Here is a 25,332-nt window from a genome sequence, read left to right as displayed (position 1 = left end):
ACGAGTGAGCATTTCCAGGTTGCTGGTCAAAAAACTACCGAGCGTGTCAAGACCTGTGGGTTCTGATCAACTCGGGGCCCGAGACTAGCCCCTCACAGGGGGGATGTTTCGAGCACCCCTCGCCTCAGAGTTGCCATGCGGGGAATCGGTTTCTGACAAAACCGGACAGGGGTTAGGCCATTCGGTTGTCGCACGCGGCCGAACAGGCACGATCCGACTTTCCCCGGTTGGTTTCTTGTGCGCAATGGTCTATACCTGTTGGCCATACCCCTTAAAAGGTATAGACCAATCTCCCTGCATGGTCCCCTCGTACGAAGGAGCCACCGATGTCTCTTCGACGTATTCTCGCGGCGGTCGCCGCCACCTTCGCCGCCACCACGGTCGCCGTGGTCGTCCCGACCCAGTCCGCCTCCGCCGCGGACTGCGTGGCGCCGTGGAACGCGAGCTCGGTCTACTGGGGCGGCAACACCGCCTCCTACAACGGGCACAACTGGTCCGCGAAGTGGTGGACGCAGAACGAAACCCCAGGTACGGCGCAGGTCTGGGCCGATCAGGGCGCCTGCGGCGGCGGGACGACCAACCCGCCGAACCCGTCCGGCTTCGTGGTCAGCGAGGCGCAGTTCAACCAGATGTTCCCGAGCCGGAACCCCTTCTACACCTACAACGGCCTGGTCACCGCCCTCAGCGCGTACCCGGCCTTCGCGGGCACGGGCAGCGACACCGTGAAGAAGCAGGAAGCGGCGGCCTTCCTGGCGAACGTCAGCCACGAGACCGGCGGCCTGGTCCACATCGTCGAGCAGAACGAGGCGAACTACCCGCATTACTGCGACACGAGCCAGTCCTACGGCTGCCCCGCCGGCAACGCCGCGTACTACGGCCGCGGCCCGATCCAGCTCAGCTGGAACTTCAACTACAAGGCCGCCGGCGACGCGCTGGGCCTGCCGCTGCTGACCAACCCGTGGCTGGTGCAGAACGACGCGGCGGTCGCCTGGAAGACCGGCATCTGGTACTGGATGACCCAGAACGGTCCCGGCACGATGACCCCGCACAACGCGATGGTCAACAGCCGCGGCTTCGGCGAGACGATCCGCAGCATCAACGGGAGCATCGAGTGCAACGGCGGCAACCCCGCCCAGGTGCAGAGCCGCGTGAGCAAGTACCAGCAGTTCACCGGCATCCTCGGCGTCGACCCCGGTGGCAACCTGTACTGCTGATCCGTCCAGGGAACTGAAGGGGCCCTTCGCCGCATGTGACGCGACGAAGGGCCCCTTCAGTTTTCGTCGAGGGACGCCAGTAGCCGACGCAGCGAAGCGTCGAGGACACCGAGGTCCTCACCCAGCGGCGAGAGCAGCTTCGCGATGTTCGCCGTGTGCTCGGTCATCGCGGCGTCGACGACCTCGAAGCCGCGCTCGGTCAACGTGACCCGGAAGCTGCGCCGGTCTTCGGGATCGAGCGCCCGCTCGACCAGCCCGGCCGACTCGAGCCGGTCGATCCGGCTGGTCATCCCCGCCCTGGACATCATCAGGGTCGCGGACAGTTCGGACGGGATCAGCGTGTACGGCTTCCCGGACCGCCTCAGCGCCGCGAGCACGTCGAACTCCCCTTGCTTCAAGCCGTGCTTCGCGAAGACGGCCTCGACCATCGGCGTGGTCAGCATCGTGACGCGGCCGAGCCGGCCGGCGACCCCGATCGCGGTCAAGTCCAGCTCCGGCCGCTCGCGGTGCCAGGCGTCGACGACGGCGTCGATCGCGTCCGCGCTTCCTTGTTCACTCACGAACGCAGTCTATTCGACGGGAGATAGTTTGACAGCGAACTACCAGCAGTGGAACTATCTCGGTCATGACACAGCGCATCGAAGCCCGCGAACCCGTCCTTGTCCGCGCCGCCGAAGCCGAGACCGTCGGCGCGGCCCCCACCCTCGTCACGCTGCTCGCCGACGTCTCGACCACAGGCGGAGTCATGAGCAGCGCGAGAACACAGCTGGGCGTCGGCGCCGACGGCGCGGCGCCGCACTACCACACCGGCTCGTCCGAGATGTTCTTCATGCTCGGCGGAAAGCTGGAAGTCCTTGTGGGAGAAGAGATCGTGACCGTTTCCGAGGGCGACATGCTCGTCGTGCCGCCGCTGACCACACACGCGTTCCGGGCGGCCGTGGACTCGGCGGCGGACGTCCTGATCGTGTTCATTCCCGGCGTCGAACGGTTCGACTACTTCCGGCTACTGGAGAAGGTCGGGCACGGCGAGGCGACCGTCCAGGATCTCTTGGACAGTCAGGAAAAGTTCGACAACCACTTCGTCGAAAGTCCAGTGTGGACGGAGAGCGCGAAGCCCCGTCAGTAGCCGCGCGGCGGGTATCCCGGCGGCGGGTACTGCGGCGGGTACTGCTGTGGCGGATAGTGCTGCGGCGGGTGTCCCGGATATTGCGGCGGATACGGTGGCTGACCGTACTGCGGCGGGGGCGGGTACTGCGGCGGATACCCGGGGTTCTGCGGCGGATACTGCTGTTGCGGCGGATGGTAAGGCTGCGGCGGAGGCGGCGCGGCGGGCTGCCCACCGAGGTGGAACGGCAGCAGCGACACGAGCTGCGCGAGCCTCCCGAGCGTGGAGAGCACGTCGTCCGGTTTGGTCCGGCCGAAGGTCGGATTCTCGACGTAGACCAGTTCCGCGCCCACCAGCGACCAGGTGTGCAGCTTCGACGACCGCATCGTGGCGGCGACCTGCGGCGTCAGCACGGCGACCGCGACGTTCGGGTCGGTGTCGATCAGCTTGTACCAGCGGTTGAACTTCCGGTCCGCGGTGGCGGGCTCCGGGTACTGATCGACGTCCCAGGCGGACTCGATACTCGACACGATCTGGAAGTTCGGCATCGGCGCGGGAAGGGTGACGACCCAGACCGTGTCGATCGAGATCGTGTCGAGCTCGTTGACCTTCTTGTTGGTCCACCGCGTGTGCACGCTCGTGACCGTCGGGCGGCGGTGGTAATCGAAGACGCTGAAGCGAAGGCCGTTGTACGCGCCGCTCAGCGCGCCGAACGCCATCCGCTTGTCGCCGCGCTGGTTGAACGGCAGGACCGTCCAGCGCTCCAGCAGGTTCGGCGCGTCCGGGCTGAACTCCCACCCGTACTGGCCGGACATCGCGTAGCGCTCGGCGTTGGTCGCCTCGATACGCCTGGCTTCGTTCGTCTCCATCGCAACCCCCGGATCTCCTGCGCGCAGGTTATCCGGAGTACGTCGCGTTGTCGGATCTAGGCAGCGTCAACCCGTCGCGTAACCGTGGCTGAGGATGCCGCCAAAGGCGACGACCCGTCCGAGATCCGGCACCTGCGCCGCGAGTCCACTGTCCAATTCGGAAAGCCGAGAACTCGACGAGCAGGTCGACATCACTGGATCGCAGGTCGAACCTGTCACTCACAACCGAGCCGAACAGATCGAGGCGGTGCACTGAGTGTGCTCGGCAAGCTCCTCGATCTCACGCTTTTGACCGGATCCCGGAAGTCACGACCTCCGGGACCCAGCGCTCAGATGCCGTACGTCGCCGTCACCGGCGCGTGGTCGGACCAGCGCTGGTCGTAGGTCTCGGCGCGCTCGACCACGACGGAGGTGCACCGCTCGGCCAGGCCGGGAGTGGCGATCTGGCAGTCGATGCGCCAGCCCGTGTCGTTGTCGAACGCCTTCCCGCGGTACGACCACCACGTGTACGGGCCGGGACCTTCCGGATCGAGCTTGCGCTGCACGTCGACGTAGCCGGCCTCGCTGAACACGCGGCCGAGCCACTCCCGCTCCTCCGGCAGGAAGCCCGAGCTCTTCTGGTTCCCGCGCCAGTTCTTCAGGTCGATCTTGTCGTACGCGATGTTCCAGTCGCCCACGACGACGACCTCGCGGCCACCGGCCTCGGCCTTGGCGCGCAGGTCGACGAGGTATGGCAGGAACGCCGCCATGAAGCGCTCCTTCTCGTCCTGGCGCGGTGTCCCGACATCGCCGCTGGGCAGGTACAGGCTCGCGACGACGACGTTCGGCAGGTGGATCTCGGCGTAGCGGCCGCTGTCCTCGAATTCGGGCTCGCCGAAACCGATGCGGACCTCTTCCGGCTCCGCCCGGCTGAAGAGCATGACGCCGTTGCGCCCCTTCTGCACGGACGGCGCGTGCACCACGTGCCAGCCTTCGGGCGCGGCGGCACCGGCCGGGAGCTCCTTGAGCTCGGCCCGGACCTCCTGGCAGGCGACGACGTCCGCCTTCGTCGAGCCCAGCCACTCGACGAAGCCCTTTTTCGCGGCGGCACGGAGGCCGTTGACATTCACAGTGGAGACGGTCAGCACCCTTCGCACGCTACCTGGGGGGTCCGACAGAAACGGCACTGGGAGACTGCGCGCATGAGCGAGCTGACCGTGCTGGGCAGCTGCGGCGCCTGGCCGGAACCCGGCCGGGCCTGCGCCGGCTTCCTCCTGGTCCACGGGGGCTTCAAGGTGGTGCTCGACCTCGGCTACGGCGCCGCGTCACGGCTGTTCGAGCACTGCCCCGAAGGCCGGGTCGACGCGGTGGTGGTGACGCACGAGCATCCCGATCACTGCGCCGACGTGAGCGCGCTCGGCCGCGCCCGCGCCTACGGGCTGCCGGACGAGCCGCGGATCCCGCTGCACTGCACGCCCGGCACGGTGCGACGGCTCGAAGCGATGGAAGCGCGCCCGCATCCCACGACGATCTTCGACGTGCACGAACTCGGCCCGCCGCGCGACGTCGGGCCGTTCCGGATGACGACGTTCCTGCTGCCGCACCACGTGCCGAACTACGGGGTGCGGCTGACCGCGCCCGGCTTGACCGTCGCCTACACCGGCGACAGCGGGCCCAGTCCGATCCTCGCGGAGCTGGCGCGCGACGCCGACCTGCTCATCGCCGACGCCACGCTCCAGGGCCCCTCCCCCGACGAGACGCCACGCCTGGTGTCGACGGCGGGCGAGGCCGGGTACTGGGCCGAGCGCGGAGGTGCCCGGCGGTTGCTGCTCACCCACTTCTGGCCCGGCTCCGACCGCGGGATCTCGGTGGCCGAAGCGCGGCAGGAGTTCAGCGGCGAGGTCCTGGCGGCCGCGGAAGGCGCCCACCTGCGTTTCGCGGGCTAATCGCGAAGCCGCAGGTCAACGCCCACGTCGCCTTTCGCGGGCTAAACGCGAAGCCGCAGGTCACGGGCCACATTTCGAACCTTGGACCGGCGGCGCGAACTCGGCCGAAACCCATTTGCCCTCGGCGATCTTGCGGAAGCCGTTCTCGACCACCGGCTGCGCGTCGATCTTCGCGTCCTTGACGTACTTGCCGACGATCTTCTGCCCACCGGGGGCGTCGCGCGCGTTGAGCACGTCCGCCGTCACCACGACCTGGCAACCGGTCGGGCTCGACGCGCTCGACTCCCTGTCCTGTCCCGAGATGGCGACGACGACGATCAGCGCCAGTCCACCGCCGATGAACAAGACCGGTTTCGAGATGGCCATGATGGTCACTCCTCGAACAAGGGAATCGTTTTCTGTCCGGTCCAGAGTGGCAGAAGCCGGGGCGGCCGCCCAGATCCCGGATCGCCTACCACCCGGAGGCGCCAACCCGGCCGGACACGGGCTACCCACCGTCACAACGCGAAAAGGCCCCCTTCCGCGAGGGAAGGGGGCCTTCAAGCGGTTACGGGACTCAGGCCTGGGCGATCTTCTTGGCCAGGTTGGCGTCCAGCGTCGCGAGGAACTCCTCGGTGGTCTGGAACGGCTGGTCCTTGCTGATCAGCAGCGCGAGGTCCTTGGTCATCTTGCCGCTCTCGACGGTCTCGATGACGACCTGCTCCAGCTTGTTCGCGAAGCCGATCAGCTCCGGGTTCGAGTCCAGCTTGCCGCGGTGCTCGAGGCCACGGGTCCACGCGAAGATGGACGCGATCGGGTTCGTCGAGGTCGGCTTGCCCTGCTGGTGCTGGCGGTAGTGCCGGGTCACCGTGCCGTGCGCGGCCTCGGCCTCGACGGTCTTGCCGTCCGGGGTGCGCAGCACCGAGGTCATCAGGCCCAGCGAGCCGAAGCCCTGCGCGACCGTGTCGGACTGCACGTCACCGTCGTAGTTCTTGCAGGCCCAGACGTAGCCGCCCTCCCACTTCATCGCCGCGGCGACCATGTCGTCGATCAGGCGGTGCTCGTAGGTGATGCCCTTGGCGTCGAAGTCGGCCTTGAACTCGGCCTGGTAGATCTCCTCGAACACGTCCTTGAACATGCCGTCGTAGGCCTTCAGGATGGTGTTCTTGGTCGACATGTAGACCGGGTACTCGCGGTCGAGGCCGTACTGCAGCGAGGCACGCGCGAAGTCCTCGATGGACTTGCGGAAGTTGAACATCCCCATGGCGACGCCGCCGCCCTCGGGGTACTGCGCGACCTGGAACTCCATCGGCTCGGAACCGTCGGCCGGGGTGTAGGTCATGGTCAGCGTGCCCGGGCCGGGGACCTTGAAGTTGGTCGCCTTGTACTGGTCACCGTGCGCGTGACGGCCGATGATGATCGGCTTGGTCCAGCCCGGTACCAGGCGCGGGATGTTCTGGATGACGATCGGCTCGCGGAAGATCACGCCGCCGAGGATGTTGCGGATCGTCCCGTTGGGCGAGAGCCACATCTTCTTCAGGCCGAACTCTTCGACGCGCGCCTCGTCCGGCGTGATCGTGGCGCACTTGACGCCGACGCCGTGCTTCTTGATCGCGTTGGCGGAGTCGACGGTGATCTGGTCGTCGGTGCGGTCCCGCTCCTCGATGCCCAGGTCGTAGTACTCCAGGTTCACGTCCAGGTACGGGTGGATCAGCCTGTCCTTGATGAACTGCCAAATGATGCGGGTCATCTCATCACCGTCGAGCTCGACGACGGTGCCCTGGACCTTGATCTTGGCCATGAGCAGCGGTGCTCCTTCCGCGGATCTTCGCGTTTCTTCTTCAGTCTCCGGTAGCGGTACAAGCGTACTGCTTAACGGTCCTGGATGGTTCCAGTAGTGGTCGGTATCAAGTCTCCACGAGGCTGATGTGTCCGACGTCACCCGGTCGTACGACGGCCATCCGGCCGTCACGGGAACGTCGGCGACCGCGCCATCATCGAACCGAACCCGACAATCGGCACGTCGGCCACCGGAAAGGCGGACCTCATGACCACCGACCCCTACGCCGTGCCACCGCACGGGCAGCCGGCGACGCCGGAGCCTTACCTCCAGCCTAGGCAAAGCAGCCGGGCGGTGCCCCGGGTGATCAGCGGGCTCGGCGGTTTCCTGCTCACGCCGGTCGCGCTCGGCGTGACCATCTACGGCGGCACGCTGGTCCAGCGGGGTTTCTCGCGCTCCCTGTCCATCAGCGAGGACCCGCTCGGCATCATCCTCCTGTTCCTGGGCGGCCTGCTCCTGCTCGGTGTGGCGTTCCTCGGGGCGTTGTCCGGACTCGGTCCGGCGCTGGGCGGGCTGGTGTGGGGTGTACTGCCGGGCGTGGGGTTCCTCCTGAGCCCGCGCGACGTCATGAGCGTCATCTACGACGCCGGCGGCAGCGGCCTCGGTGTCGGCCTGGTGACCTGGCTGGTGATGGGCGCGCTGGTCGGGAGCGGTTTCCTGTTGATCGGGGCGGGTCTGGTGGGCACCCTCTCGCGCCGTCGTTCAAATCGCGTTTAGCGGGCTAAACGCGCTCCGCGGAGATCAAAGTGAACCGAAGGGGGCCGGCGTCCGTAGTCCGGGTCAGGGAGGTGACCCGCCCATGTCATCGCACCGGTACGTCGCGGAGTACGACGACGAGGACTACCAGGAGTACGGCGAGTACGAGCAACCCGAAAACCCGCGAGACCCCCGGAGGCCGTACGAAGACGTCGAGTCGTACGAACCGTACGAGCCGTTCGACGACGACCTGGGCGCCGAAGACCCGCGCGCCGGCCGAGGTGTGCGGCGCGTTCTCAGCGGGGCGGGTGGCCTGATCCTGACGCCGGTCGCCCTCGGCCTGCTGGCCTGGGGCGGGCTGCGGCAGCAGATGCTCGTCCAGGCGACGCTCAGCACCCAGCGTGACGTCTTCAGCATCGGCCTGCTCGTGGGCGGCGGGATCCTCCTGCTCGCCGTCGGGCTGCTCGGCGCGCTCTCGGCGACCGGCCCGATCCTCGGCGGCCTCGTCTGGGGCGTCGCCCCCGGCGTGGCCACCATCGCCGTGCCCGAATGGGGCTTCCGGCTGGTGAAACTGTTGCCGCAGAACGACGTCACCTACGGCGTCACGAGCTGGCTGTTCATCGGCGGCCTGCTCGCGACCGGTTTCCTCCTGATCGGCGCGGGCCTCGCGTCGAGACTCGGCCGGAGGCGCCGCTGAGCGGGCTGGGACCATCGGCGCATGGGTCTGTTCACCGTTCCCGAAGCCCGCGCCGAGCTCGCCCGGCTACGCCCGGTGCTCGACGAGCTCGTCCGTCTCCGCGCCGACGCGGCCGAGCTCGCCGCTTCCCTGCGCCCGGGCGGCCGGGAGACCTCGCTCGGCGGGATGCCGGAGTGGAAGGCCGCGCAGGCCCGGCTGGACGACCTGATGACCACCGTCCAGCGGACGGGGGCGGAGCTGAAGGGGTTCGCCCCGCTCCTGGTCGACTTCCCCGCCGAACTCGACGGCGTCGACGTCCTGCTCTGCTGGCTCGAAGGCGACCCGGAGCTGTGCTGGTATCACCGCGTCGACCTGGGTTTCGCCGGGCGGCGCCGCCTCCCGGATAGGGTCTCGGTCGTGAGCGAGGAGATCGCGGCCGGGCTGTTCGACGGCATCGCCGCGCACTACGACGAAGACACTTTCCACGGCCTCGTCGCCGACGCGCTCGTCGACGGTCTCGGCAGCACCGCGCCCGAGCGTGTTCTCGACGTCGCGACCGGGACCGGGGTGGCCGCGTTCGCCGCGCTGCGCCTGGAGCCGGGCGAAGTGCTGGCGATCGACATCTCGCCGGGCATGATCGCCCAGGCCGAGGCGAAGGCGGCGACGCACGATCCCGGCAAGCGCATCACCTGGCAGGTCGCCTCCGCGGTCCCGTCACCGGTGGAGGACGAGGGCGCGGACGCCGTGCTGTGCGCGTCCTCGCTGCATTTCCTCGGCGCGGCCGCCCTGCGCGACTGGCTGCGTGCGCTGCGCCCGGGCGGACGCGTCGGCTTCAGCCTGCCGATCGCGTCGGCGTTCCGGCCGTCGGAGGCGTTCGCCGCGATCGTCCCCGCCGACCTGAAGCTGCCGGAAACCGAGGACGACGCGGCGGAACTGGCCACCGAAGCCGGCTTCACCGAGGTGACCGTGAAGCGGCTCGACGTCGAGTCCGACGATCGGGTCCGGTCGGTGTTCGTCGTGCACGCGACCAGGCCCTGAGGCTTACAGCGGCGCGAAGAACGGCACACACCTCGGCGCGGGCGCGTTCTCCGGGTCGAGCGCCTTGAGGATCAGGCCCGTCACGTTCGGGTCGATCGCCTGGCTGAGATGCCCGGAAACGTCCACGCCGCAATGGTCCTGCAACACGATGTCGGTCGTGCCAGGCTCGCCGAGCACGCCGCTGGTGTACGGCGTGACCACTCGATCGTGCCGGCTCACGATGCTCGTGTACGTCGGCCCGGGCACGCTCACCCCACCGCGGGCGAGGTCGTCGAGAAACGCCGATGGCGCGAGGTATTCACGACACGCCCCGCAGACACCGTCGGCGAGCAGGTCGATCCCGGGCAGCGACAGCACGGCCTTCGCCAGCTCGGAGAACCCGTTGAGCGAGGTGCCCTTGAAGTTCGAGCCGAAGCCGACGAAATGCTTCACCTTCTCCGCGCCTCCCTCGAATTTGAGGTAGTACGCGGGCATCGTCGTCCCCTCGGAATGCCCGACGATGTCGACCTTGTCCGCGCCGGTGCTCGTGCGTACACGGTCGACGAACGCGCCGAGTTCGACCGCGCTCTTCCGCATCGAGGCGAGCCCGCCGAACAACTGCCCACCCAGGACGGTCGATCCGTAGGTCAGCGAATAGACGCAGTAACCGGCGTCCTTGAGCTTCGGCGCGTGGTAGAACCAGTTGGTCGTCGCGTTGCCGCCGAGGCCGTGCACCAGCACGACAGGCTCGGGATGACTCGCGCTCGGCCGGCACGACCAGTCGTTCCAACCGCTCGACGGCGCCGCGCTCGCCGCCGCCGGGACGGCGATCGTGAACGTCAAGGCCGCGACAAGCGTGGTGAGGATCCGAGCCCGCATCCCTGCCTCCGGTTACTCGTCAGTATGTGATGCGAGTCATCATGCGTCACAAATCGACGAGCGGAACCGGGAGAACGACCAGACTTACGCGGCGTCTCTTGTGACGGATCACAAGGGCAGCAACACGCGCCTTTCGATCGGGCTGGACATGACGATCGACGTCGTCGTGGCGCCGAGCGCGGACAGGTCCTCCAGCAGTTCTTCCAGGTGGCCCGTGTCCCGCACGGCGATCTTCAGGATCCAGCAGTCCTCGCCCACCACATGGTGCAGTTCGAGGATTTCGGGGCGGTCCATGATCTTCCGCGTCCGCGGATGCCGGACGGTGAACCCGCTGTGCGGCGCCATCCGCACGAACGCCCGCAGCCCGAGACCGAGCCCGGACGGCGAAACGAGTGCCGCGTAGCCGGTGATCGCGCCGTCGGCTTCGAGGCGTTTGACGCGTTCGCCGACGGCCGCGGGGCTCAGCGAGACACGGCGCCCGAGTTCACTCAGGGTGATGCGGCCTTCCTCCTGGAGGAGTTCGAGAAGTCGTCGATCGATCACGTCCAGTGAGCTTTCAGTGGATCCTCGATTCGACCGAGAATCTTTCTGCGATTCCGTCGTTTCACCCATGTTTTCCCCTTCAAGCACCAGGATCACCACCGTAACACTGGTACGCATGAAGAAAGTGCTCGTTCTCGGCGGAAGCCGGTACTTCGGCCGCGGGGTGGTCGAGCGGCTGCGCGATGCCGGGCTGGACGTCACCGTCCTCAACCGCGGCTCCACCCCCGCGCCGTCCGGCGTCGCGCAGTTGATCGCCGACCGCGACGACGAAGCCGGGCTCAAGGCCGCGGTGGGTTCCCGTTCGTTCGACGTCGTGCTCGACCAGGTCTGCTACACGCCGGTCCAGGCGGAGATCGCGCGCCGCGTCCTGCGCGCGGACCGCTACGTGATGACGTCCACGATCGAGGTCTACGACCAGGTGCGGACGGAGACCCCGATGGCCGAATCGCTGGTCACCCCGGCGACCGTCGATCTCGGGCTTTCCGAGTACGAGTACGGCGAAGGCAAACGGCAGGCCGAAGCGGTCTTCTCGACGGGAGACACACCGTTCGTCCCGGTACGCGTCGCGCACGTCCTCGGTGGCGAAGACTTCACCGGGCGGCTGCGGCATTACGTCGAACGGCTGGACGCCGGGGACGCCGTGGACATCCACGCGGATCCGCGCCCTTCGACGTTCATTCACGCGCGTGAAATCGCGGACTTCCTGACCTGGGCCACGCTCGCGGACTTCACCGGTCCGGTCAACGCCGGCTCGCACGGCGAACTGTCGGTGCTCGATCTCGCCGCCGCCATCAGCGCGGAGCCGGAGTTCCGGGTCGTCGAGCAGGACGCTTCGCCGTTCTCCTTCGACCGCTACGCCGTCTTGGACACCTCGCGCGCGACCGGCCTCGGCTTCTCCTTCTCCACCACCACCGACTGGCTCGGCGAAGCCGTCGAAGAACTCAGAAAGGCTTGACCCCCATGCGTTACCGCAGCATCGGAGACGTCGAAGTGAGCGCGATCGGCCTTGGCGCGATGCCGCTGTCGATCGAAGGCCGACCGGATCGCGACCGCGCGATCGCCACCATCCACGCCGCGCTCGACGCCGGGGTCACGCTGATCGACACGGCCGACTCCTACCACTGGCACGCGGACGAGATCGGCCACAACGAGGAGCTGATCGCCGCCGCGCTGTCCGTCCACAGTGGAGCGGACGCGGTGCTCGTCGCGACCAAGGGCGGCCGTGGCCGTCCCGGTGACGGCTCATGGACCGTCACCGGGACTCCCGCGCATCTCAAGGCGGCCTGCGAGGGCTCGCTGAAACGGCTCGGCGTCGACGCGATCGGGCTCTACCAGCTGCACAAGCCCGACGAGAACGTGCCGTGGGCGGAGTCCGTCGGCGCGATCAAGGAACTGGCCGACGAAGGCAAGATCCGGCTCGCCGGGATCTCCAACGTGTCCCGGGCACAGATCCTCGAAGCACGGGAGATCCTCGGCGAGGCACTGGTTTCGGTGCAGAACGAGCACGCGCCCGCGCAGCTGGTGCACGAACCGGAACTGGCACTGTGCACCGAACTCGGGCTCGCGTATCTGCCGTGGGGCCCGCTCCGCGGGATCGATGCGGAATTCCGTGCCGTGGCGGGGGAACGCGGCGTCAGCCCCCAGCGGGTGTGCCTGGCCTGGCTGCTCGCGAAATCGCCGTCGATGATCGCGATCCCCGGCTCGACGAGGCCCGCCACGATCCGCGATTCGGCGGCCGCGGCCGATCTCGTGCTCACCGCCGAAGAGCTGGCCCGCCTGCCGTGATCAGGCGCCGGCCACCAGCGCCACGCCCAGGCCGATCATCGTCGCGGCGACCAGGCCGTCCAGCACCCGCCACGACGACGGTTTGCGGAAGAACCCGCTGAGCAGCCGCGCGCCGAAACCGAGCGCGACGAACCAGAGCACGCTGGCCGACACGGCACCGACCCCGAACGCCCATCGGTCGCTGCCGTGCCCGGCCGCGATCGCGCCGAGCAGGAGGAGGGTGTCGAGGTAGACGTGCGGGTTCAGCCACGTGATCGCCAGCGTGGTCAGCACGATGCGGCGCAGCGATCCGCCGGTCTCCGGGCCGCCGGTCTCCAGCGCGGCCGGTTTGAACGCGCGGCGGGCCGCGAGAGCGCCGTAGCAAAGCAGGAAGGCGCCGCCGATCAGCGCGACGACGGTCAGCGCTTCGGGTGACGTCCCCACCAGCGCGCCGACCCCGCCGACGCCGAGACTGACCAGGATGGCGTCCGAGAAGATGCAGATCAGCACCACCACGAGCACCGCCTCGCGGCGGATGCCCTGGCGCAGCACGAAAGCGTTCTGGGCGCCGATCGCGACGATGAGGGCCATGGTGGCGCCGAATCCGGCACCCAGGCTGAACAGAACGTCTCCCATACGGACCAGGCTAGGAAGCCGATCGTCAACAGTACAGCTAAAGATTCTTACGTAAGATTAGCGTTCGTGATGAGAGATCTGCCCCTCGACCTGGTCCGCACGCTGCTGGTGGTCGCCGACGAAGGGACGTTCGACGCGGCGGCATCGGCACTGCACGTGACGCCGTCGGCGATCAGCCAGCGCGTCAAGGCGCTCGAACAGCGCACCGGCCTCGTCCTGCTGATCCGCACGAAACCGGTGCGGCTGACCGAATCCGGGCAGGCGGTGGTGCGGTTCGGCCGTCAGATGGCCCTGCTGGAGGCCGACACCCGGGCCGAACTCGGCCTGACCGCCGGCGACGAACCGGTCCGGCTGCCGATCGCGGTGAACGCGGATTCGCTGGCGACCTGGTTCCTGCCCGCGCTCACACGGGTGCCGCCCGAGCAGAAGATCTGCTTCGAACTGCATCGCGAGGACCAGGACCACACCACGACCCTGCTGCGGGAGGGTCTGGTGATGGCCGCCGTAACGTCGTCACCCGATCCGGTCGCGGGGTGTTCGGTGCACCGGCTCGGGCACATGCGCTACCTGGCCGTCGTGAGCCCGGAGCTCGGCACGGACCTCGACCTCGCCGAAGCACCCGTCGTCGTCTTCGACCGCCGTGACGACCTTCAGGACCGCTTCGCGCGCGAGCGCGGCACGATCGCGAGTTCGCTGCGGCACTACGTACCGTCGTCCGAAGGGTTCTTCGACGCCGTCGCGGCCGGCATGGGCTGGGGCATGGTGCCGCTCGCGCAGATCGGCGACCGCCTGCGCGACGGCACCTTCGCCTGCCTGGACCCGGATCACCCGATCGACGTACCGCTGTTCTGGCAACAGTGGAAACTCGACTCCCCCGCGCTGGCTGCGGTGTCGGACGCCGTCACCACGGCGGCCGCGGACCTGCTGGTGGACCCACACGGATGAGGACGCGCGCACCGGGCCGGTCGTGAGATCCTGGGCGCATGACGCGCGCATTGCACCTGGTCGGGGACGAGGAAGCGGACCGGCTGCTCACCGAAGACCCGTTCGCGCTGCTCGTCGGGATGCTCCTCGACCAGCAGTTCCCGATGGAACACGCGTTCCGCGGCCCGCAGAAGATCGCGGACCGGATGGACGGTTTCGACATCAAGAAGATCCACGCGATGGACACCGAGACCTTCGTCGAACTGTGCGTGGTCCCGCCCGCGATCCACCGCTACGGCGGCTCGATGGCGCGCCGGGTGAAGGATCTCGCCCAGCACGTCGTCGAGGTCTACGACGGCGACGCGGCCGGGATCTGGACCGCCGGACGGCCCAAACCGGACGGCCCCGAAGTCCTCAAGCGGCTCAAGGCGCTGCCCGGCTACGGCGACCAGAAGGCCGCGATCTTCCTCGCGCTGCTCGGCAAGCAGCTCGGCGTGCAGCCCAAGGGCTGGCGCGCCGCCGCGGGCGCGTACGGCGACCGCGGCTCACGGCGTTCGATCGCCGACGTCGTCGACGCGAAGACCCTCGGCGAGGTGCGCGCGTTCAAGAAGGCGGCGAAGGCGGCAGCCAAGGCTCCGGCGAAGTAGCTACTTCTTCCCGGCTCCCGGCCACGGCCCCGGCGTCTCGGCGGGCAGTTCGGCCTGCTCGACCTCGGTGCGGAACAGCCGGAACCCGCGTGCCTGGTAGTTCTTGAGCGCGGCCGGGCCATCGGTGGTGCAGGTGTGGACCGTGACGCGGCGCGCCGGCGTCTTGCCCGGCCAGCGCTCCGCGAGCGTCCACGCCTCCCGCAGCGCGACGGTCAGCAGATGTCCTCCGAGGCCCTTGCCGACGAAGGACGACATCAGGCCGAAGTACGCGAGTTCGACTTCGCCCTCGACAGTGCCGTCGAGCTCGAAGTAGCCGCACGGCGTCCCCTGCGCGTACGCCACCCAGGTCTCGACGCCCGGTCTGTCCAGCCACTCGATCCACTGATCCCACGACCAGCCGAGCCGGTCGATCCAGAACCAGTCGCCGCCGACCGCGGTGTAGAGGTAGCGGTTCAGCTCCGGGCTGGCCAGCTCGGCGCGGGTGACCGTCACCGGGACCGCGGGCGGCTTCGCCGCGCTCAAGTCGTCCGGCGAGGTCTGTTCGAGGTGCCAGGTCGTGATCTCCATGCGGCGATCATTTCAGCCAGACCCGCAGCGGCCCCAGCGCCGTGTAGCCGTCGCGAAGGGCGGCGTCGAGATCTTCGCCGCGTTCGTAGCCGGTGATCGGCAAGCCGGGGAAGCTCGCCGCGACGGCCGACGTCGCGCCGCGCCAAGCCTCGTCCAGGTCGCCTTGAGTGTACAAATTGGACAGTCCGGCGAAGCCGCCGTCACGATTGGCCGTCACCCCGGCGACTCCGTTCGACCACACGGCGACGGACGGATCGTCGTACTGGTCGTCGACCCGGGTCCAGCCCGGTTCGAGCGGCACGTCGGCCGTCCGCGCGATCCACGTCGCCTCGAAGAGCACCTCGAAACCTTCGCGCGCGAGATCCAGGCAGGCGAAGCTGTCCTTCACCGCGCAGCCAGGCGAAGTGTCGATCCCGTCCAGTACCTCCGCGACCGTCGCGTCGGGAGCCAGGGTCACCGCGTCGGGGTACAGCGGTGGCGTCCGGATCGGCGACTTCCAGACGCGGGCGGTGAAGGTGCCCGTCCGGCACACCACGTCGCACCAACGCGCGTTGACGCGCGCGGCGTCGGCTACACCCGCGCGAACCACAGCACGTCCGGTTCTCCTTGCGGTACTGGGATCGTCAGCTCCCGCACCTCACCGAACCGCGCCCGCAGCCGTTTCGCGAACGACGGGACCGACTCGGCGCTCCACACCGCGAGCACGCCACCCGGCCGCAACCGCGCGGTGAGCATGTCGAGACCGGCGCCGGAATACAGCTTCGCGTTGCCGTCGGTGACCGTCCACTCAGGACCGTTGTCGATGTCGAGACACAGCGCGTCGAACCGCTCTTCCGTCCGGCGCAACCATTTCACCAGATCGGCCTCGACCACGGTGACCCGTTCGTCGGACAGGGCGTCGTCGTGGACGTCCTTGAGGGGACCCTCGCGGTTCCAGCCGATCACGGCGGGCTCGCGCTCGACGACCACGACCTCGCCGACACCGGGGTGATCCAGCGCGGCGCGCAGCGAATAGCCGACCCCGAGGCCGCCGATCAGCATCCGCGCCTTGCCCGGCACCAGATCCGCGGCCACCGAGACGAGCAACCGTTCGGATTCACCGTTACGGGTGTCCATCAGGAAGACGCCGTTGGCGATGACCTCGAAATCGCCGCCCGCCCGGCGGAGCACCAGTTCGCCGCTCTTCCCGGCCACCTTGTCGAGTACGTCGGTCATCCGGGCAGCCTATCGGCGACGGTCACAGCAAGCCCGCCAATTTGTACAACACCAGACTGCCCGCGACGGCCACGTTGAGGCTGGCGCCGGTGCCCACCATCGGGATTTCGACGACGGTGTCGAGAAGGTCCAGCGCTTCCGGCGGAATCCCCTGCTGCTCATGGCCGAGCACGGCGATCGTCCGCCCTCGCGCGGGCGGGAGATCGGCGAGGCGCACGGCTTCGTCGGCGAGTTCGACGCCGACGATCGCCGTGCCCGCCACCTTCTCCCGCGCCAGCCAGCCGGGTGGATCGTGCACCCAGTGCACACAAGCCGGACGCCGCAACGTGTTCCCGCGGCGCAGCGCCTCCGGCACCCAGGGAAACCTCGGTACGGCAAGGCAAGCGCCCACGGCGTCGCAGGTCCGCAACAGGGTGCCGAGGTTCGCGCCGTGCAGCGGCCACAGCGGTGCCGCGACGAGATGCCCCCAGCAGGAATGGGATTTCCTTCTTCTGGCCGCACGCAGCTCCGAAGGCGTGCGGACCCGGATCGACGGGCTCACCGGGCGTGAGGCGTCGCGCCTCCAAGGATTTCGAGGATCATGCCGACACTGTAGCGGGATCACCTCCGACGCTCCTAACCTTGAAACGTCGGAGGTGATTCTCATGCAGGCGACCGTCGGAGACGAGATCCACGTGCACGGACGCACGGTGGGTTCGGCCGAACAACGCGGCGAGATCCTCGAGGTACGCGGCGAACACGGTGCCCCGCCGTATCTCGTCCGGTTCGCGGACGGACACGAAGGGCTGGTCTTCCCCGGCCCCGACTGCGAAGTCCAGACGCGCGCCGAGTAGCCGTCACTCGGCCATGGCGGGTTGCTTCACGCGGCTCCGCCAGCCTGCCACGACCACGGCCGCGCCGAGCGCGGTCAGCACCGCCGCGATCTCGGGCAGCAGGAGCGGCCCGCCGCCGCTGAGCACCGCTCCCCCGACCAGGCCGGAGAGGCCGACGCCGAGGTAGATCGCGGACGCGTTGAGCGAGAGCACGAGCCCGGCGTTCTGCTTGGACAGCTCGATCAGCCGGTGCTGGATCGGCGGGTTGACCGACCAGGTGGCCAGCCCCCAGAGGAAGAGGACGACGGCCGCGCCCGCGACGGTGGTCGCCACCAGCGGCAGCATCGCGAGCACCACGGTGATCCCGCCGAACACGATCAGCAGTGGTCCCCTGGCGCCCCAGCGGTCGGTGGCGCGGCCGCCGAGGACGTTGCCGAGCGCGCCGCCCGCGCCGTAGACGAACAGCAGCAGGCTGACCGTCGTGCCGTGGATACCCGCGGTGGCCGACAGGACCGGCGAGATGAAGGTGTAGACGGAGAACGCGGCGAGGCAGCCGAGCACGGTCGCGCCGAGCATGGCGAGCACGCGCGGGTCCTTGGCGACGGTGAACCGTTCGGCCAGCCGGACCGGGGGCGGCGCCGGGACGGCGGGCAGGACCAGCCGGACGGCGAAGGCGCCGAGAAGCGAGAAGGCCGCGACGAGCGCGAAGACGGCCTGGTAGCCGACGCTCTGCGAAAGGACGCTGCCGAGCGGGACGCCCAGGATCGTCGCGACGGTGAGCCCGCCGAAGACGAGCGCGACCGCGCGGCCCCGGCGTTCCGGCGCGGTGAGTTCGGCGGCGACGGCGCTCGCGGCCGGGGTGAAGACCGCCGCGCCGATCGCGGTGATGACCCGCGCGAGCAGCAGGGTCACGTAGCCGGGCGCGAGGGCGGCGAGCGCGTTGCCGATGGCCGTGACGACGAGCGCGGCGACCAGGAGCGTGCGGCGCTCCCAACGGCCGGTGACCGCGGCGAACAGTGGCGAACCGACCGCGTACGCGATGGCGAAGGCGGTGACCAACTGGGCGGCGGCCGTCTCGGAGACGGCGAGCTCGCCGGTCAGCGCCGGCAGCAGCCCGGCGACGACGTAGCCGCTGGTGCCGACCGCGAAGGTGCCGAGCGCCAGCACCGCGGTCCTGGGTGGTGCGAAAGTCATGACTCCCCAGCTCCAGACCCCGCGGATCGCGTTTTGCCCGCTAAACGCAGGTCGGCGCCGGATCGCGGTCAGCCCGCGAAAGGCGACACGGGGTCGTTGTTCGATGGTTGTCGTAGTTCGATGGCGACCGTACTACGGATACGCGGGAAGTTCGAGGGGCGTCGTACTATGGACGGATGACCGCGACGCAGCAGTACGTCTATCCCGATCGGGACGAGATCCGGATCGAGGCGGTCCTCGCCGCGCTCGCGGACCCGGTCCGGCTCGACATGGTCCGCCAGCTGGCCGACGCCGGCTCCGAGATCTCGTGCAGCGGTTTCGACGTCGCCGTGACCAAGTCCACACTCACCCATCACCTGCGCACACTGCGCGAAGCGGGCATCATCATGGGCCGCCAGCAGGGCACCGCCCGCTACAACTCCTTGCGTCGCAACGATCTCGACGAGCTCTTCCCGGGGCTGCTCCAGGGCGTGCTCGCCGCCCGCCGCTGAGGGTGGTCAGCCTCACCCGAAACCGGGATGACAAACGCCCCCTCGATCCGTTGAACTGGACGCAGGACAGCTCGTCGACGCTGGGGCCGCACGCGCTGTCTTCTTTTGTGCCCGAGACCTAAATCGATTCAGCTCCCCATCCGCGACGCTGGGCGAGTAATCGTTTACTCACGTACGACCCTCGAAGGGAGAGCCGTGCCCGTCGCGCTGCTCGCGCTCGCCATCGGTGCCTTCGGCATCGGGACCACCGAATTCGTCATGATGGGCGTGCTGCCCGAAGCCGCCGCCGATTTCGGCGTGTCGATCCCGTCCGCCGGTTACCTCATCTCCGGCTACGCCCTCGGCGTCGTGGTCGGCGCTCCGCTGCTCACCGCCGCCGCCGTCCGGCTGCCACGCAAGACGATGTTGCTGGCGATGATGGGGCTGTTCACGCTCGGCAACACCCTCTTCGCGCTCTCGCCGAACCAGGAGTTCGGTGTCGCGTTCCGCTTCCTCGCCGGCCTGCCGCACGGCGCGTTCTTCGGCGCCGGAGCGGTCGTCGCGTCCAGCCTGGCCAAGCCGGGCGAACGCGCGAAGGCCGTCTCGATGATGTTCCTGGGCCTGACCCTGGCCAACGTCGTCGGCGTGCCGCTGGGCACCTTGCTCGGCCAGAAGGTCGGCTGGCGCGCGACCTTCGGCGTCGTCGCCGTGATCGGCCTGATCGCCATGGCCGCGATCGCGAAACTGGTCCCCCACCAGGGCAAACCGGCCGAGCCGTCGCTGCGCGGCGAACTCGGCGCCTTCCGCCGTCCGCAGGTGTGGCTCGCCCTCGCGATCGTCACCTTCGGCCTCGGCGGCGTGTTCGCCTGCCTGTCCTACATCGCGCCGATGCTGACCGACGTCACCGGCTACTCGCCGTCGAACGTCACCCTGCTGCTCTCGCTGGCCGGGGTCGGCATGACGATCGGCAACATCCTCGGCGGCAGGCTCGCCGACAAGGCGCTGATGCCGAGCCTCTACGTCTCGCTGTTGGGCCTGGCCACGGTGCTGGCGATCTTCACCTTCACCGCGAACGGCAAGGTCGGCGCGGCGGTGACGATCTTCTTCGTCGGCCTCGCCGGGTTCATGATCGGCCCGATGATGCAGGCGCGGATCATGGAGAAGGCGGGCGGGACGCCGTCGCTGGTCTCCGCGGCCGTGCAGTCGGCGTTCAACATCGCGAACTCGATCGGCGCCTACCTGGGCGGTCTGGTGATCGCGGGCGGCTTCGGCCTGGTCGCGCCGAACTGGGTCGGTGCGTCGCTGGCCGTCCTGGGGCTCTCGCTGGCCGTCGTGTCCGGCGGCATGGACCGCCGCGAAGCACGCCTGGCGCCCGCGATGGCGTCCTGACCTCTTAGGACAGGGGCCCGCCGGTGATCGTGAACGCGATGAAGAGGATCAACACCGACAGCGCGCCGTAGGTCAGGACGTCGACCGGCTTGCCCCTGATCGCCAGCAACCCGGCCTTCGCTTCGGGCAGCGCCGCCCGGAGCAGGCCGGCGAGCAGCAACGCGCCGCCGATCAGCGCGGCGCCCTGCCGCCAGTGGTACTGGCCGATCCGCAGGGCGGCGACCGCCACCACCAGCATCACCAGCAGAAACGGCAGGTGATGGAGCAGTGCCCCACGGTCACGCCGCTGTCCGGCCACCGCCATCAGTCCTCGTCCTTCGGGGTCTCGCCGGCAAATCGGTTCACCCCGTCAGTATCCCGGGTGAGTGATCGGGCACCAGGTCAGGGCGTCTTCCGGGGGAGTCAATAGCGGCAAAACCCACATGCGGGGTGCACAGGAGCGCGGATACGGTCAAAATGTGACCGTGGCACAACCGACGACTCAGTTGAACGCGACCGAGCAGGACACCCTGGTCAAACAGATCGGCCTCGCCCTGCTGCGGGCCGCTCCGCGTGATTGGCGGAAGGTGACCGCCGAGTACCGAGCCGTCGGCAGGTACCACGAGATGACCGGCGAGATCATCACCGAGGACGGCACCTCGCACGAGTGGGTCGCGACGCACGACATCGCGACGCTGTTCGGCAGGCTCCGTGCCGGGATGTACCGCGACGGCCGCGGCACCTGGTTCAACGCCCGTTACCAGCTCGACCACCCGTCCAGCTACAACCTCGAGTACAACCGCGACGAGCCCCAGTGGCGCCTCGCGCCGCCTCCGCAGGCGCTCTCCGACGAACTGCGCATGTTCCCCCGCTCCGAGGAGAACGTGCCCGAATGGCTGATCCGGCGTATGTCCGGCCTCGGCCCCGAGCAGCCCGGACCGCATTTCCGCATCGCCCGCATCTTCGACACCATCGGCCCGGCCGGGCGTCCGGTGATCAACCGGCCCGACCTGGAGATCGAGGAGCAGGACCGGCTGCTCGAATACCTCGACCACGCGCCGCTGGTGGTCACCGAGCGCGGCTACGACATCGACAGGCTCGCCCAGACGCCCGAGGCCACCGTCCCGGTCGCCTTCCACAGCGACGGGCAGTGGATCTGGCCCGCCGCCGTCAACTTCTACCTGCGCGAGTACGGCGTTTCGCCGGAGCTCGACCTGATCGACCACGTCCGGCAGAACGACTTCACGCTGCCCGAGGTCGACGCGCCGACGCTGCAGGCCGCCGCGGGGTACCTCACCCGGGGGAGCCAGCCCCCGCAGCAGCGCCCCGGCCCCGGGGGACCCAACGGCGTGCCCGCGGGACCGCCTCCGCAGGGCCCGCCGCAGAATGGCCCGGCGCCTTCGCCGCAGGCAGGCCCGGGCGCTCCCGGACAGCCCGGTCCCGGTGGTCCGGGGCCGAACCAGCCGCCCGCTCAGCCGCCCGTTCCGCCGCCGCACCAGCAGGGCCCGGATCCGGCCGTGGCGGCCGCCGCGGCCGCGGCACCGGTCGCCGCGGCGGCGGCCGTCCCCGCCGCCGAGTCGGCCGTCCCGGATCAGGCCGAGCAGGCCCAGCGGTACGAAGACGACTACGACACCCGGGACTACCAGGCGCAGGACTTCCACGAGGCCGCCGCCGAGCAGCAGTACGAAGAGGGCTACGAAGACCCGTACACGTCCGAACAGGACGCCTACACCGACGAGGCCCGGCAGGACACCGAGCCCGAGCCGGAACCGCGGATCGCCGACCCGGAGGCGACCACGTACGCGCGGGCTCCGCAGGCCGATGCCTACGAGCAGCCTCCTCACGAGGAGGAGCAGGACGCGTACGCCCGGCAGGAGGAAGAGCAGCCGTACGCACCTCCGGAGGAGGAGACGACCGCCGGCTACACCCCGGTCGAGCAGGCCGACGCCGGTCCTGAGCTGCCTCTCCTGACGCACGACGCGGAGCCGAACGTGGCACCGCCGCCGTCGGATTCCGAGGTCACGCAGGTCGACGCCCCACCGCAGGAGCGGGGGACCTTTGCTACCACCCCCGTGCCGGAGCCCGAGCCGCGACGCGAGGAAGCACAGCCGCGCCGCGCCGAGCACCCCGTGCCGGTGCTGAACGAGCTGCAGGCCAGGTTCGACGAACTCGACGTGCCCGAAGACGTCTACCGCATCGGCGGCCCTGCCGAGCACGGCTGGAGCGTCGAGCAGGTCGACGGCGGCGGCTGGCGGGTCGGCTGGTACGACGGGAAGCTGACCAATCCGGCGGTGTTCGGCGACGCCGAGGACGCGGCCGCGTTCATGCTCGGCAAGGTCCTGCTGAACCCGAACGGCGCCCCGCCTCCCGAGGAGCCGCCCGCCGCCGAAGAGCCGCCTGCTGTCGAGGAGCCCGCTCCGGCGCCTCCCGTGCTGGCGACGCTGTCCCCCGAGATCGCGACCGGTTCGCATCCGGTGCCGCCGCGGGAGTCGATCCCGGCGCAGGAGCAGACCGCGTTCACGACGGCCGAGGAGCTGCTCGGGGACGATTTGGACGACGAGCCCGCCCCAGCTCCGGTCCCGCCCGCGCCCCCGTCGCGGCCGAACCCGGTGCTGGCGAGCCCGCCGCCCGCGCCGCCGCGGCGTGAGCCGCCGGTGACGCCGCCGCCTCCGCCGCCGATGCGGCGCGAGGAACCGGCCCGTCCGCCGGTCGCGGCGAACGCCGGGGCGCCCGACGCCAAGCAGAACTGGCCGATCTCGCCGCTCAACGGCGAGCCGCCGCTGACGCTGTTCCGCGGCAAGGAGCTGCGTGAGCTGCCCGCCGGCAGCGAACTGGACCGTTTCGGCGGCCCGAACGGCAACCTGACCTACGCGGCCGGGACGCCGTTCGAGGAGCGCTCGCTCGTGCCGGAGTGGGTGAACCGGCCGTACCACGTGTACCGCGTGCAGCGTCCGCTCGAAGCCCTCGCCGGTGTCGCGATCCCGTGGTTCAACCAGCCGGGTGGCGGGTCGGCGTACCTGCTGCCCGCGTCGATCGAGGAGTTGCTCGCCGAGGGCGACCTCATCGAGCTGGACCCGGGCGAACCGCCGATCGACTAGCCCCTCAAATGTCATGAAAGGGTCGTTCCTGACGTTTTTCGTCAGGAACGACCCTTTCATGACATCCAGGGGCCGGGGTCAGTGGATGACGAGGCCGTGCGCGGCGGCGTAGGCGATCGCGGTCTCGGTGTCCACGTGGACACCGGAGAGGTTCGCCTGCACCAGGCCGTTGGCGTCGAGCCGCGCGCCGCGCAGGTCCGCGCCCTCGAGTTTCGCGCCCGCCAGCCGGGCACCGGTGAGATCCGCGCCGCGCAGATCGGCACCGGTCAGGTCCGCGTCCAGCAGGTTCGCCTCGCGCAGCCGCAGGCCACCTAAGTCCACTTTGGACAAACGAGCCTTGCTGAGCGAGACCAGCGAAAGATCGCATTCGGTGAAGGCGATCTTCTGGAACCGGCAGTCCACAAAGGACGATCCGAGCATCGAGCAGGAGCTCCACCGCGTGCCGGCCAGTACGGTGCGGTCGAAGGTGCACGAGCGGAACGCCGACGCCTCGTGGCGCGAGCCCTCGAAGTCCGTCTTGGTGAAGTCGCACTGGTCGAAGGTGCAGCCTTGGGTACGCAGCCCGCGCAGGTCGGCTTCGGTGAAATCACAGCCGACGAAACTGCGTTTTTCCCACCATTGCCGGGAAAGGACGGCTTCTCGGTAGTCCTCGGCAGTCTCGATCACCCGTCCAGGATCGCATACCCGCTCACCCCCAGGTGATCCTGCCGAACATAGCGCGCAGCTTCGCGGCCCGTGCCTGCGAAGACGCGGCGATCCAGCCGATCCGTCCGAGCAGATGGGCGCGGAAGTCCGGATGCCCGCCCCGGTTCTGCGCTTCCGGGCCGGTCCGGACGCAGTTGTGGAGCAGGGCACGCAGGGCGTCGTAGTCGGCACGCGTCGCGGCGGGCGCGCTGTTGACCACCAGCCCCGCGACCCGTTGCCGCTGGTGCGCGCCGGCGATCGAGGTCTTGTCGTCCCGGAGCCGGAAACCCTCGTCGGTCACGATCCGCCGGACACCGGGCAGCAACCGGTGCAGCGGCAGGGAATTCCCCGAGAACGCCAGATCGTCGGCGTACCGCGTGTACGTCGCACCCAGCACTCGCGCGAGCCCGTCGATCCGACGGTCCAGATGGTGCGTGACCGCGTTCGCGACCGAGGGCGAGGATGGCGCGCCCTGCGGCAAATGCGTGGCCGCCAGGTTGCTCAACAGCCGCGTTCGCGCCGGATCCCGCCGCCCGCCGGGCACGGTGGCGAGGACATCGTGCGGAACGGCGGTGGTGAGCACACCCGCCAGCGCCTCCGCCACGGCGGGCGGGTAGCCGGCGAGGGCGAGCAGCGCCGAAATCCGGCGCGCGGACACCGCCGGGAAGAACCCTTCGAGGTCCATCCTGACCACGGTCTCCCGGCCCGCGTGCGGCGCGGCACACGACAGCGGCGAACGCCCGCGCCGGAACCCGTGCGCGGCCTCGTGCACCGGCAGCGCGCCGACGACGTGCCGCACGATCCGGCGCTGCAGTTCGGCGAGCCGCGGTTTCGGCCGCTCGATGAGCCGCACGCCGCCCGATGCGGTCGGGATCCAGCGATAGGTGTAGTGCCGGACCGGCCCGGCGGCGCGCCTGTTCCAGCCCTTCGCGTCGGCGAACCACGAAAGTTCGCCCGGTGTCAGGTCGAGGCCGACGGCGCACTCGTCGAACGTCGTCCAGCGGGCCACCGGGAATCGCCAGACCGGCATGGGTTCGAGGAGCGACGCGGGGGTGACTCTTTCTCCTGTCATCCGCGCGGACTCGCACGCGGAGCATGCCGCGCTCGCGCGGGGCGCCTTGTCCCACTGACTTCGTGCTCCCCGGGGTTGCCCCGGAGTGGGTGGTGATCCACCGGCTCACCTCCGCGTCGCTGCCACCACCCTACCGAT

The 25,332-nt window shown here is 69.3% G+C and carries 30 protein-coding genes; 14 read left to right on the top strand and 16 right to left on the bottom strand.

Features of this window, described 5'->3' with window-relative positions:
• The first annotated feature begins 326 nt into the window (after positions 1 to 326).
• Positions 327 to 1,214 (top strand): glycoside hydrolase family 19 protein, encoded by an 888-nt coding sequence (locus tag DMC64_RS05130; protein ID WP_038519463.1) that lies wholly within the window; start codon positions 327 to 329, stop codon positions 1,212 to 1,214.
• A gap of 56 nt (positions 1,215 to 1,270) precedes the next feature.
• On the opposite strand, the gene DMC64_RS05125 is transcribed toward DMC64_RS05130, so the two are convergent.
• Positions 1,271 to 1,774 carry a MarR family winged helix-turn-helix transcriptional regulator gene (locus tag DMC64_RS05125; RefSeq protein WP_125732318.1) on the bottom strand — a complete coding sequence of 168 codons (504 nt, stop codon included), beginning with the start codon at positions 1,772 to 1,774 and terminating at the stop codon, positions 1,271 to 1,273.
• Between the two features lie 65 nt (positions 1,775 to 1,839).
• Between DMC64_RS05125 and DMC64_RS05120 the strand changes: the two genes are divergently transcribed.
• Positions 1,840 to 2,340: a cupin domain-containing protein gene (locus tag DMC64_RS05120; protein WP_125732316.1), complete on the top strand. Its 501-nt coding sequence runs from the start codon at positions 1,840 to 1,842 to the stop codon at positions 2,338 to 2,340.
• Here the strand turns inward: DMC64_RS05120 and DMC64_RS05115 are convergent.
• Together DMC64_RS05115 and DMC64_RS05105 are read right to left on the bottom strand one after the other, a co-directional pair.
• Positions 2,334 to 3,188 (bottom strand): hypothetical protein, encoded by an 855-nt coding sequence (locus DMC64_RS05115; protein WP_125732314.1) that lies wholly within the window; start codon positions 3,186 to 3,188, stop codon positions 2,334 to 2,336. The two genes, DMC64_RS05120 and DMC64_RS05115, sit on opposite strands and share 7 nt — an antisense overlap.
• A 329-nt stretch (positions 3,189 to 3,517) precedes the next feature.
• Positions 3,518 to 4,324 (bottom strand): exodeoxyribonuclease III, encoded by an 807-nt coding sequence (locus DMC64_RS05105; RefSeq protein ID WP_037332458.1) that lies wholly within the window; start codon positions 4,322 to 4,324, stop codon positions 3,518 to 3,520.
• A 45-nt stretch (positions 4,325 to 4,369) separates the two neighbouring features.
• On the opposite strand from DMC64_RS05105, the gene DMC64_RS05100 reads away from it, so the two are divergent.
• Positions 4,370 to 5,113: an MBL fold metallo-hydrolase gene (locus tag DMC64_RS05100; RefSeq protein WP_125732310.1), complete on the top strand. Its 744-nt coding sequence runs from the start codon at positions 4,370 to 4,372 to the stop codon at positions 5,111 to 5,113.
• A 60-nt stretch (positions 5,114 to 5,173) separates the two neighbouring features.
• Here DMC64_RS05100 and DMC64_RS05095 read toward each other — a convergent pair whose 3' ends face one another.
• Both DMC64_RS05095 and DMC64_RS05090 read right to left on the bottom strand, forming a co-directional pair.
• A complete protein-coding gene (locus DMC64_RS05095; protein WP_081975676.1) occupies positions 5,174 to 5,479 on the bottom strand; it encodes a hypothetical protein in 306 nt (101 codons plus the stop codon).
• Positions 5,480 to 5,669: 190 nt separating this feature from the next.
• Complete coding sequence (locus DMC64_RS05090; protein WP_037332460.1) at positions 5,670 to 6,893, bottom strand: NADP-dependent isocitrate dehydrogenase; 1,224 nt, start codon at positions 6,891 to 6,893, stop codon at positions 5,670 to 5,672.
• A gap of 246 nt (positions 6,894 to 7,139) precedes the next feature.
• On the opposite strand from DMC64_RS05090, the gene DMC64_RS05085 reads away from it, so the two are divergent.
• The 3 genes from DMC64_RS05085 to DMC64_RS05075 all read left to right on the top strand — a co-directional run bounded on the left by DMC64_RS05085 (position 7,140) and on the right by DMC64_RS05075 (position 9,342).
• A complete protein-coding gene (locus DMC64_RS05085; protein WP_233629569.1) occupies positions 7,140 to 7,649 on the top strand; it encodes a hypothetical protein in 510 nt (169 codons plus the stop codon).
• 82 nt (positions 7,650 to 7,731) lie between these two features.
• The gene (locus tag DMC64_RS05080; RefSeq protein WP_125732308.1) at positions 7,732 to 8,325 is read left to right on the top strand and encodes a hypothetical protein; all 594 of its coding nucleotides are present in this window, start codon (positions 7,732 to 7,734) and stop codon (positions 8,323 to 8,325) included.
• Positions 8,326 to 8,346: 21 nt separating this feature from the next.
• Positions 8,347 to 9,342: a DUF2203 family protein gene (locus DMC64_RS05075; RefSeq protein WP_125732306.1), complete on the top strand. Its 996-nt coding sequence runs from the start codon at positions 8,347 to 8,349 to the stop codon at positions 9,340 to 9,342.
• A gap of 3 nt (positions 9,343 to 9,345) precedes the next feature.
• Here DMC64_RS05075 and DMC64_RS05070 read toward each other — a convergent pair whose 3' ends face one another.
• Entirely contained in the window at positions 9,346 to 10,200 is an 855-nt protein-coding gene (locus tag DMC64_RS05070; RefSeq protein WP_125732304.1) for a triacylglycerol lipase, read from the bottom strand.
• 108 nt (positions 10,201 to 10,308) lie between these two features.
• Positions 10,309 to 10,743 (bottom strand): Lrp/AsnC family transcriptional regulator, encoded by a 435-nt coding sequence (locus DMC64_RS05065; protein ID WP_199754882.1) that lies wholly within the window; start codon positions 10,741 to 10,743, stop codon positions 10,309 to 10,311.
• A gap of 115 nt (positions 10,744 to 10,858) precedes the next feature.
• On the opposite strand from DMC64_RS05065, the gene DMC64_RS05060 reads away from it, so the two are divergent.
• Positions 10,859 to 11,698 carry an NAD-dependent epimerase/dehydratase family protein gene (locus tag DMC64_RS05060; protein ID WP_125732300.1) on the top strand — a complete coding sequence of 280 codons (840 nt, stop codon included), beginning with the start codon at positions 10,859 to 10,861 and terminating at the stop codon, positions 11,696 to 11,698.
• A 5-nt stretch (positions 11,699 to 11,703) separates the two neighbouring features.
• Entirely contained in the window at positions 11,704 to 12,528 is an 825-nt protein-coding gene (locus DMC64_RS05055) for an aldo/keto reductase (protein WP_125732298.1), read from the top strand.
• Here DMC64_RS05055 and DMC64_RS05050 read toward each other — a convergent pair whose 3' ends face one another.
• Complete coding sequence (locus DMC64_RS05050; protein WP_125732296.1) at positions 12,529 to 13,143, bottom strand: LysE/ArgO family amino acid transporter; 615 nt, start codon at positions 13,141 to 13,143, stop codon at positions 12,529 to 12,531.
• A gap of 66 nt (positions 13,144 to 13,209) precedes the next feature.
• On the opposite strand from DMC64_RS05050, the gene DMC64_RS05045 reads away from it, so the two are divergent.
• A complete protein-coding gene (locus tag DMC64_RS05045; RefSeq protein ID WP_125732294.1) occupies positions 13,210 to 14,088 on the top strand; it encodes a LysR family transcriptional regulator ArgP in 879 nt (292 codons plus the stop codon).
• Between the two features lie 38 nt (positions 14,089 to 14,126).
• On the top strand, positions 14,127 to 14,714 hold the full coding sequence (locus tag DMC64_RS05040) for an HhH-GPD-type base excision DNA repair protein (protein WP_016331228.1): 588 nt from the start codon (positions 14,127 to 14,129) through the stop codon (positions 14,712 to 14,714).
• On the opposite strand, the gene DMC64_RS05035 is transcribed toward DMC64_RS05040, so the two are convergent.
• The 4 genes from DMC64_RS05035 to DMC64_RS05020 are packed head-to-tail and all read right to left on the bottom strand — an operon-like array spanning position 14,715 to position 17,037.
• Positions 14,715 to 15,281 carry a GNAT family N-acetyltransferase gene (locus DMC64_RS05035; protein WP_125732292.1) on the bottom strand — a complete coding sequence of 189 codons (567 nt, stop codon included), beginning with the start codon at positions 15,279 to 15,281 and terminating at the stop codon, positions 14,715 to 14,717.
• Between the two features lie 7 nt (positions 15,282 to 15,288).
• Positions 15,289 to 15,870, bottom strand: a complete 582-nt coding sequence (locus DMC64_RS05030) for a hypothetical protein (RefSeq protein WP_125732290.1) — start codon at positions 15,868 to 15,870, stop codon at positions 15,289 to 15,291.
• Entirely contained in the window at positions 15,852 to 16,496 is a 645-nt protein-coding gene (locus DMC64_RS05025) for a spermidine synthase (RefSeq protein WP_125732288.1), read from the bottom strand. Before DMC64_RS05025 ends, DMC64_RS05030 begins: the two co-directional genes overlap by 19 nt.
• Before the next feature lie 22 nt (positions 16,497 to 16,518).
• A complete protein-coding gene (locus DMC64_RS05020; RefSeq protein ID WP_233629568.1) occupies positions 16,519 to 17,037 on the bottom strand; it encodes a TrmH family RNA methyltransferase in 519 nt (172 codons plus the stop codon).
• 103 nt (positions 17,038 to 17,140) lie between these two features.
• Between DMC64_RS05020 and DMC64_RS05015 the strand changes: the two genes are divergently transcribed.
• On the top strand, positions 17,141 to 17,329 hold the full coding sequence (locus tag DMC64_RS05015; RefSeq protein WP_037332488.1) for a DUF1918 domain-containing protein: 189 nt from the start codon (positions 17,141 to 17,143) through the stop codon (positions 17,327 to 17,329).
• 3 nt (positions 17,330 to 17,332) lie between these two features.
• Here the strand turns inward: DMC64_RS05015 and DMC64_RS05010 are convergent, their stop codons facing one another.
• Positions 17,333 to 18,502 carry an MFS transporter gene (locus tag DMC64_RS05010; RefSeq protein ID WP_125732286.1) on the bottom strand — a complete coding sequence of 390 codons (1,170 nt, stop codon included), beginning with the start codon at positions 18,500 to 18,502 and terminating at the stop codon, positions 17,333 to 17,335.
• Positions 18,503 to 18,678: 176 nt separating this feature from the next.
• Here DMC64_RS05010 and DMC64_RS05005 point away from each other — a divergent pair, with 176 nt between their 5' ends.
• Both DMC64_RS05005 and DMC64_RS05000 read left to right on the top strand, forming a co-directional pair.
• On the top strand, positions 18,679 to 18,993 hold the full coding sequence (locus DMC64_RS05005) for a helix-turn-helix transcriptional regulator (protein ID WP_125732284.1): 315 nt from the start codon (positions 18,679 to 18,681) through the stop codon (positions 18,991 to 18,993).
• Between the two features lie 195 nt (positions 18,994 to 19,188).
• Complete coding sequence (locus tag DMC64_RS05000) at positions 19,189 to 20,361, top strand: MFS transporter (protein ID WP_125732282.1); 1,173 nt, start codon at positions 19,189 to 19,191, stop codon at positions 20,359 to 20,361.
• Positions 20,362 to 20,365: 4 nt separating this feature from the next.
• Here the strand turns inward: DMC64_RS05000 and DMC64_RS04995 are convergent, their stop codons facing one another.
• Entirely contained in the window at positions 20,366 to 20,665 is a 300-nt protein-coding gene (locus DMC64_RS04995) for a DUF3017 domain-containing protein (protein WP_007032100.1), read from the bottom strand.
• 118 nt (positions 20,666 to 20,783) lie between these two features.
• On the opposite strand from DMC64_RS04995, the gene DMC64_RS04990 reads away from it, so the two are divergent.
• Positions 20,784 to 23,438: a glycohydrolase toxin TNT-related protein gene (locus tag DMC64_RS04990; RefSeq protein WP_370323659.1), complete on the top strand. Its 2,655-nt coding sequence runs from the start codon at positions 20,784 to 20,786 to the stop codon at positions 23,436 to 23,438.
• Positions 23,439 to 23,516: 78 nt separating this feature from the next.
• On the opposite strand, the gene DMC64_RS04985 is transcribed toward DMC64_RS04990, so the two are convergent.
• Both DMC64_RS04985 and DMC64_RS04980 read right to left on the bottom strand, forming a co-directional pair.
• On the bottom strand, positions 23,517 to 24,104 hold the full coding sequence (locus tag DMC64_RS04985; protein WP_037332493.1) for a pentapeptide repeat-containing protein: 588 nt from the start codon (positions 24,102 to 24,104) through the stop codon (positions 23,517 to 23,519).
• Positions 24,105 to 24,126: 22 nt separating this feature from the next.
• Positions 24,127 to 25,194 carry a reverse transcriptase family protein gene (locus DMC64_RS04980; RefSeq protein WP_255432426.1) on the bottom strand — a complete coding sequence of 356 codons (1,068 nt, stop codon included), beginning with the start codon at positions 25,192 to 25,194 and terminating at the stop codon, positions 24,127 to 24,129.
• Between the last annotated feature and the right edge of the window lie 138 nt (positions 25,195 to 25,332).

Origin of the sequence: Amycolatopsis sp. WAC 04197 (assembly GCF_003947475.1) — a bacterium.
GTDB classification, from domain to species: domain Bacteria; phylum Actinomycetota; class Actinomycetes; order Mycobacteriales; family Pseudonocardiaceae; genus Amycolatopsis; species Amycolatopsis japonica.
This window is presented reverse-complemented; position numbering and strand designations above follow the sequence as displayed.

Coding starts and splice junctions, on each gene's coding strand:
- DMC64_RS05130 (WP_038519463.1), top strand. CDS start 327: ATGTCTCTTCGACGTATTCTCGCGGCGGTCGCCGCCACCTTCGCCGCC.
- DMC64_RS05120 (WP_125732316.1), top strand. CDS start 1,840: ATGACACAGCGCATCGAAGCCCGCGAACCCGTCCTTGTCCGCGCCGCC.
- DMC64_RS05115 (WP_125732314.1), bottom strand. CDS start 3,188: ATGGAGACGAACGAAGCCAGGCGTATCGAGGCGACCAACGCCGAGCGC.
- DMC64_RS05100 (WP_125732310.1), top strand. CDS start 4,370: ATGAGCGAGCTGACCGTGCTGGGCAGCTGCGGCGCCTGGCCGGAACCC.
- DMC64_RS05095 (WP_081975676.1), bottom strand. CDS start 5,479: ATGGCCATCTCGAAACCGGTCTTGTTCATCGGCGGTGGACTGGCGCTG.
- DMC64_RS05090 (WP_037332460.1), bottom strand. CDS start 6,893: ATGGCCAAGATCAAGGTCCAGGGCACCGTCGTCGAGCTCGACGGTGAT.
- DMC64_RS05085 (WP_233629569.1), top strand. CDS start 7,140: ATGACCACCGACCCCTACGCCGTGCCACCGCACGGGCAGCCGGCGACG.
- DMC64_RS05080 (WP_125732308.1), top strand. CDS start 7,732: ATGTCATCGCACCGGTACGTCGCGGAGTACGACGACGAGGACTACCAG.
- DMC64_RS05075 (WP_125732306.1), top strand. CDS start 8,347: ATGGGTCTGTTCACCGTTCCCGAAGCCCGCGCCGAGCTCGCCCGGCTA.
- DMC64_RS05070 (WP_125732304.1), bottom strand. CDS start 10,200: ATGCGGGCTCGGATCCTCACCACGCTTGTCGCGGCCTTGACGTTCACG.
- DMC64_RS05060 (WP_125732300.1), top strand. CDS start 10,859: ATGAAGAAAGTGCTCGTTCTCGGCGGAAGCCGGTACTTCGGCCGCGGG.
- DMC64_RS05055 (WP_125732298.1), top strand. CDS start 11,704: ATGCGTTACCGCAGCATCGGAGACGTCGAAGTGAGCGCGATCGGCCTT.
- DMC64_RS05050 (WP_125732296.1), bottom strand. CDS start 13,143: ATGGGAGACGTTCTGTTCAGCCTGGGTGCCGGATTCGGCGCCACCATG.
- DMC64_RS05040 (WP_016331228.1), top strand. CDS start 14,127: ATGACGCGCGCATTGCACCTGGTCGGGGACGAGGAAGCGGACCGGCTG.
- DMC64_RS05035 (WP_125732292.1), bottom strand. CDS start 15,281: ATGGAGATCACGACCTGGCACCTCGAACAGACCTCGCCGGACGACTTG.
- DMC64_RS05025 (WP_125732288.1), bottom strand. CDS start 16,496: ATGACCGACGTACTCGACAAGGTGGCCGGGAAGAGCGGCGAACTGGTG.
- DMC64_RS05015 (WP_037332488.1), top strand. CDS start 17,141: ATGCAGGCGACCGTCGGAGACGAGATCCACGTGCACGGACGCACGGTG.
- DMC64_RS05010 (WP_125732286.1), bottom strand. CDS start 18,502: ATGACTTTCGCACCACCCAGGACCGCGGTGCTGGCGCTCGGCACCTTC.
- DMC64_RS05005 (WP_125732284.1), top strand. CDS start 18,679: ATGACCGCGACGCAGCAGTACGTCTATCCCGATCGGGACGAGATCCGG.
- DMC64_RS04995 (WP_007032100.1), bottom strand. CDS start 20,665: ATGGCGGTGGCCGGACAGCGGCGTGACCGTGGGGCACTGCTCCATCAC.
- DMC64_RS04990 (WP_370323659.1), top strand. CDS start 20,784: ATGCGGGGTGCACAGGAGCGCGGATACGGTCAAAATGTGACCGTGGCA.
- DMC64_RS04980 (WP_255432426.1), bottom strand. CDS start 25,194: ATGACAGGAGAAAGAGTCACCCCCGCGTCGCTCCTCGAACCCATGCCG.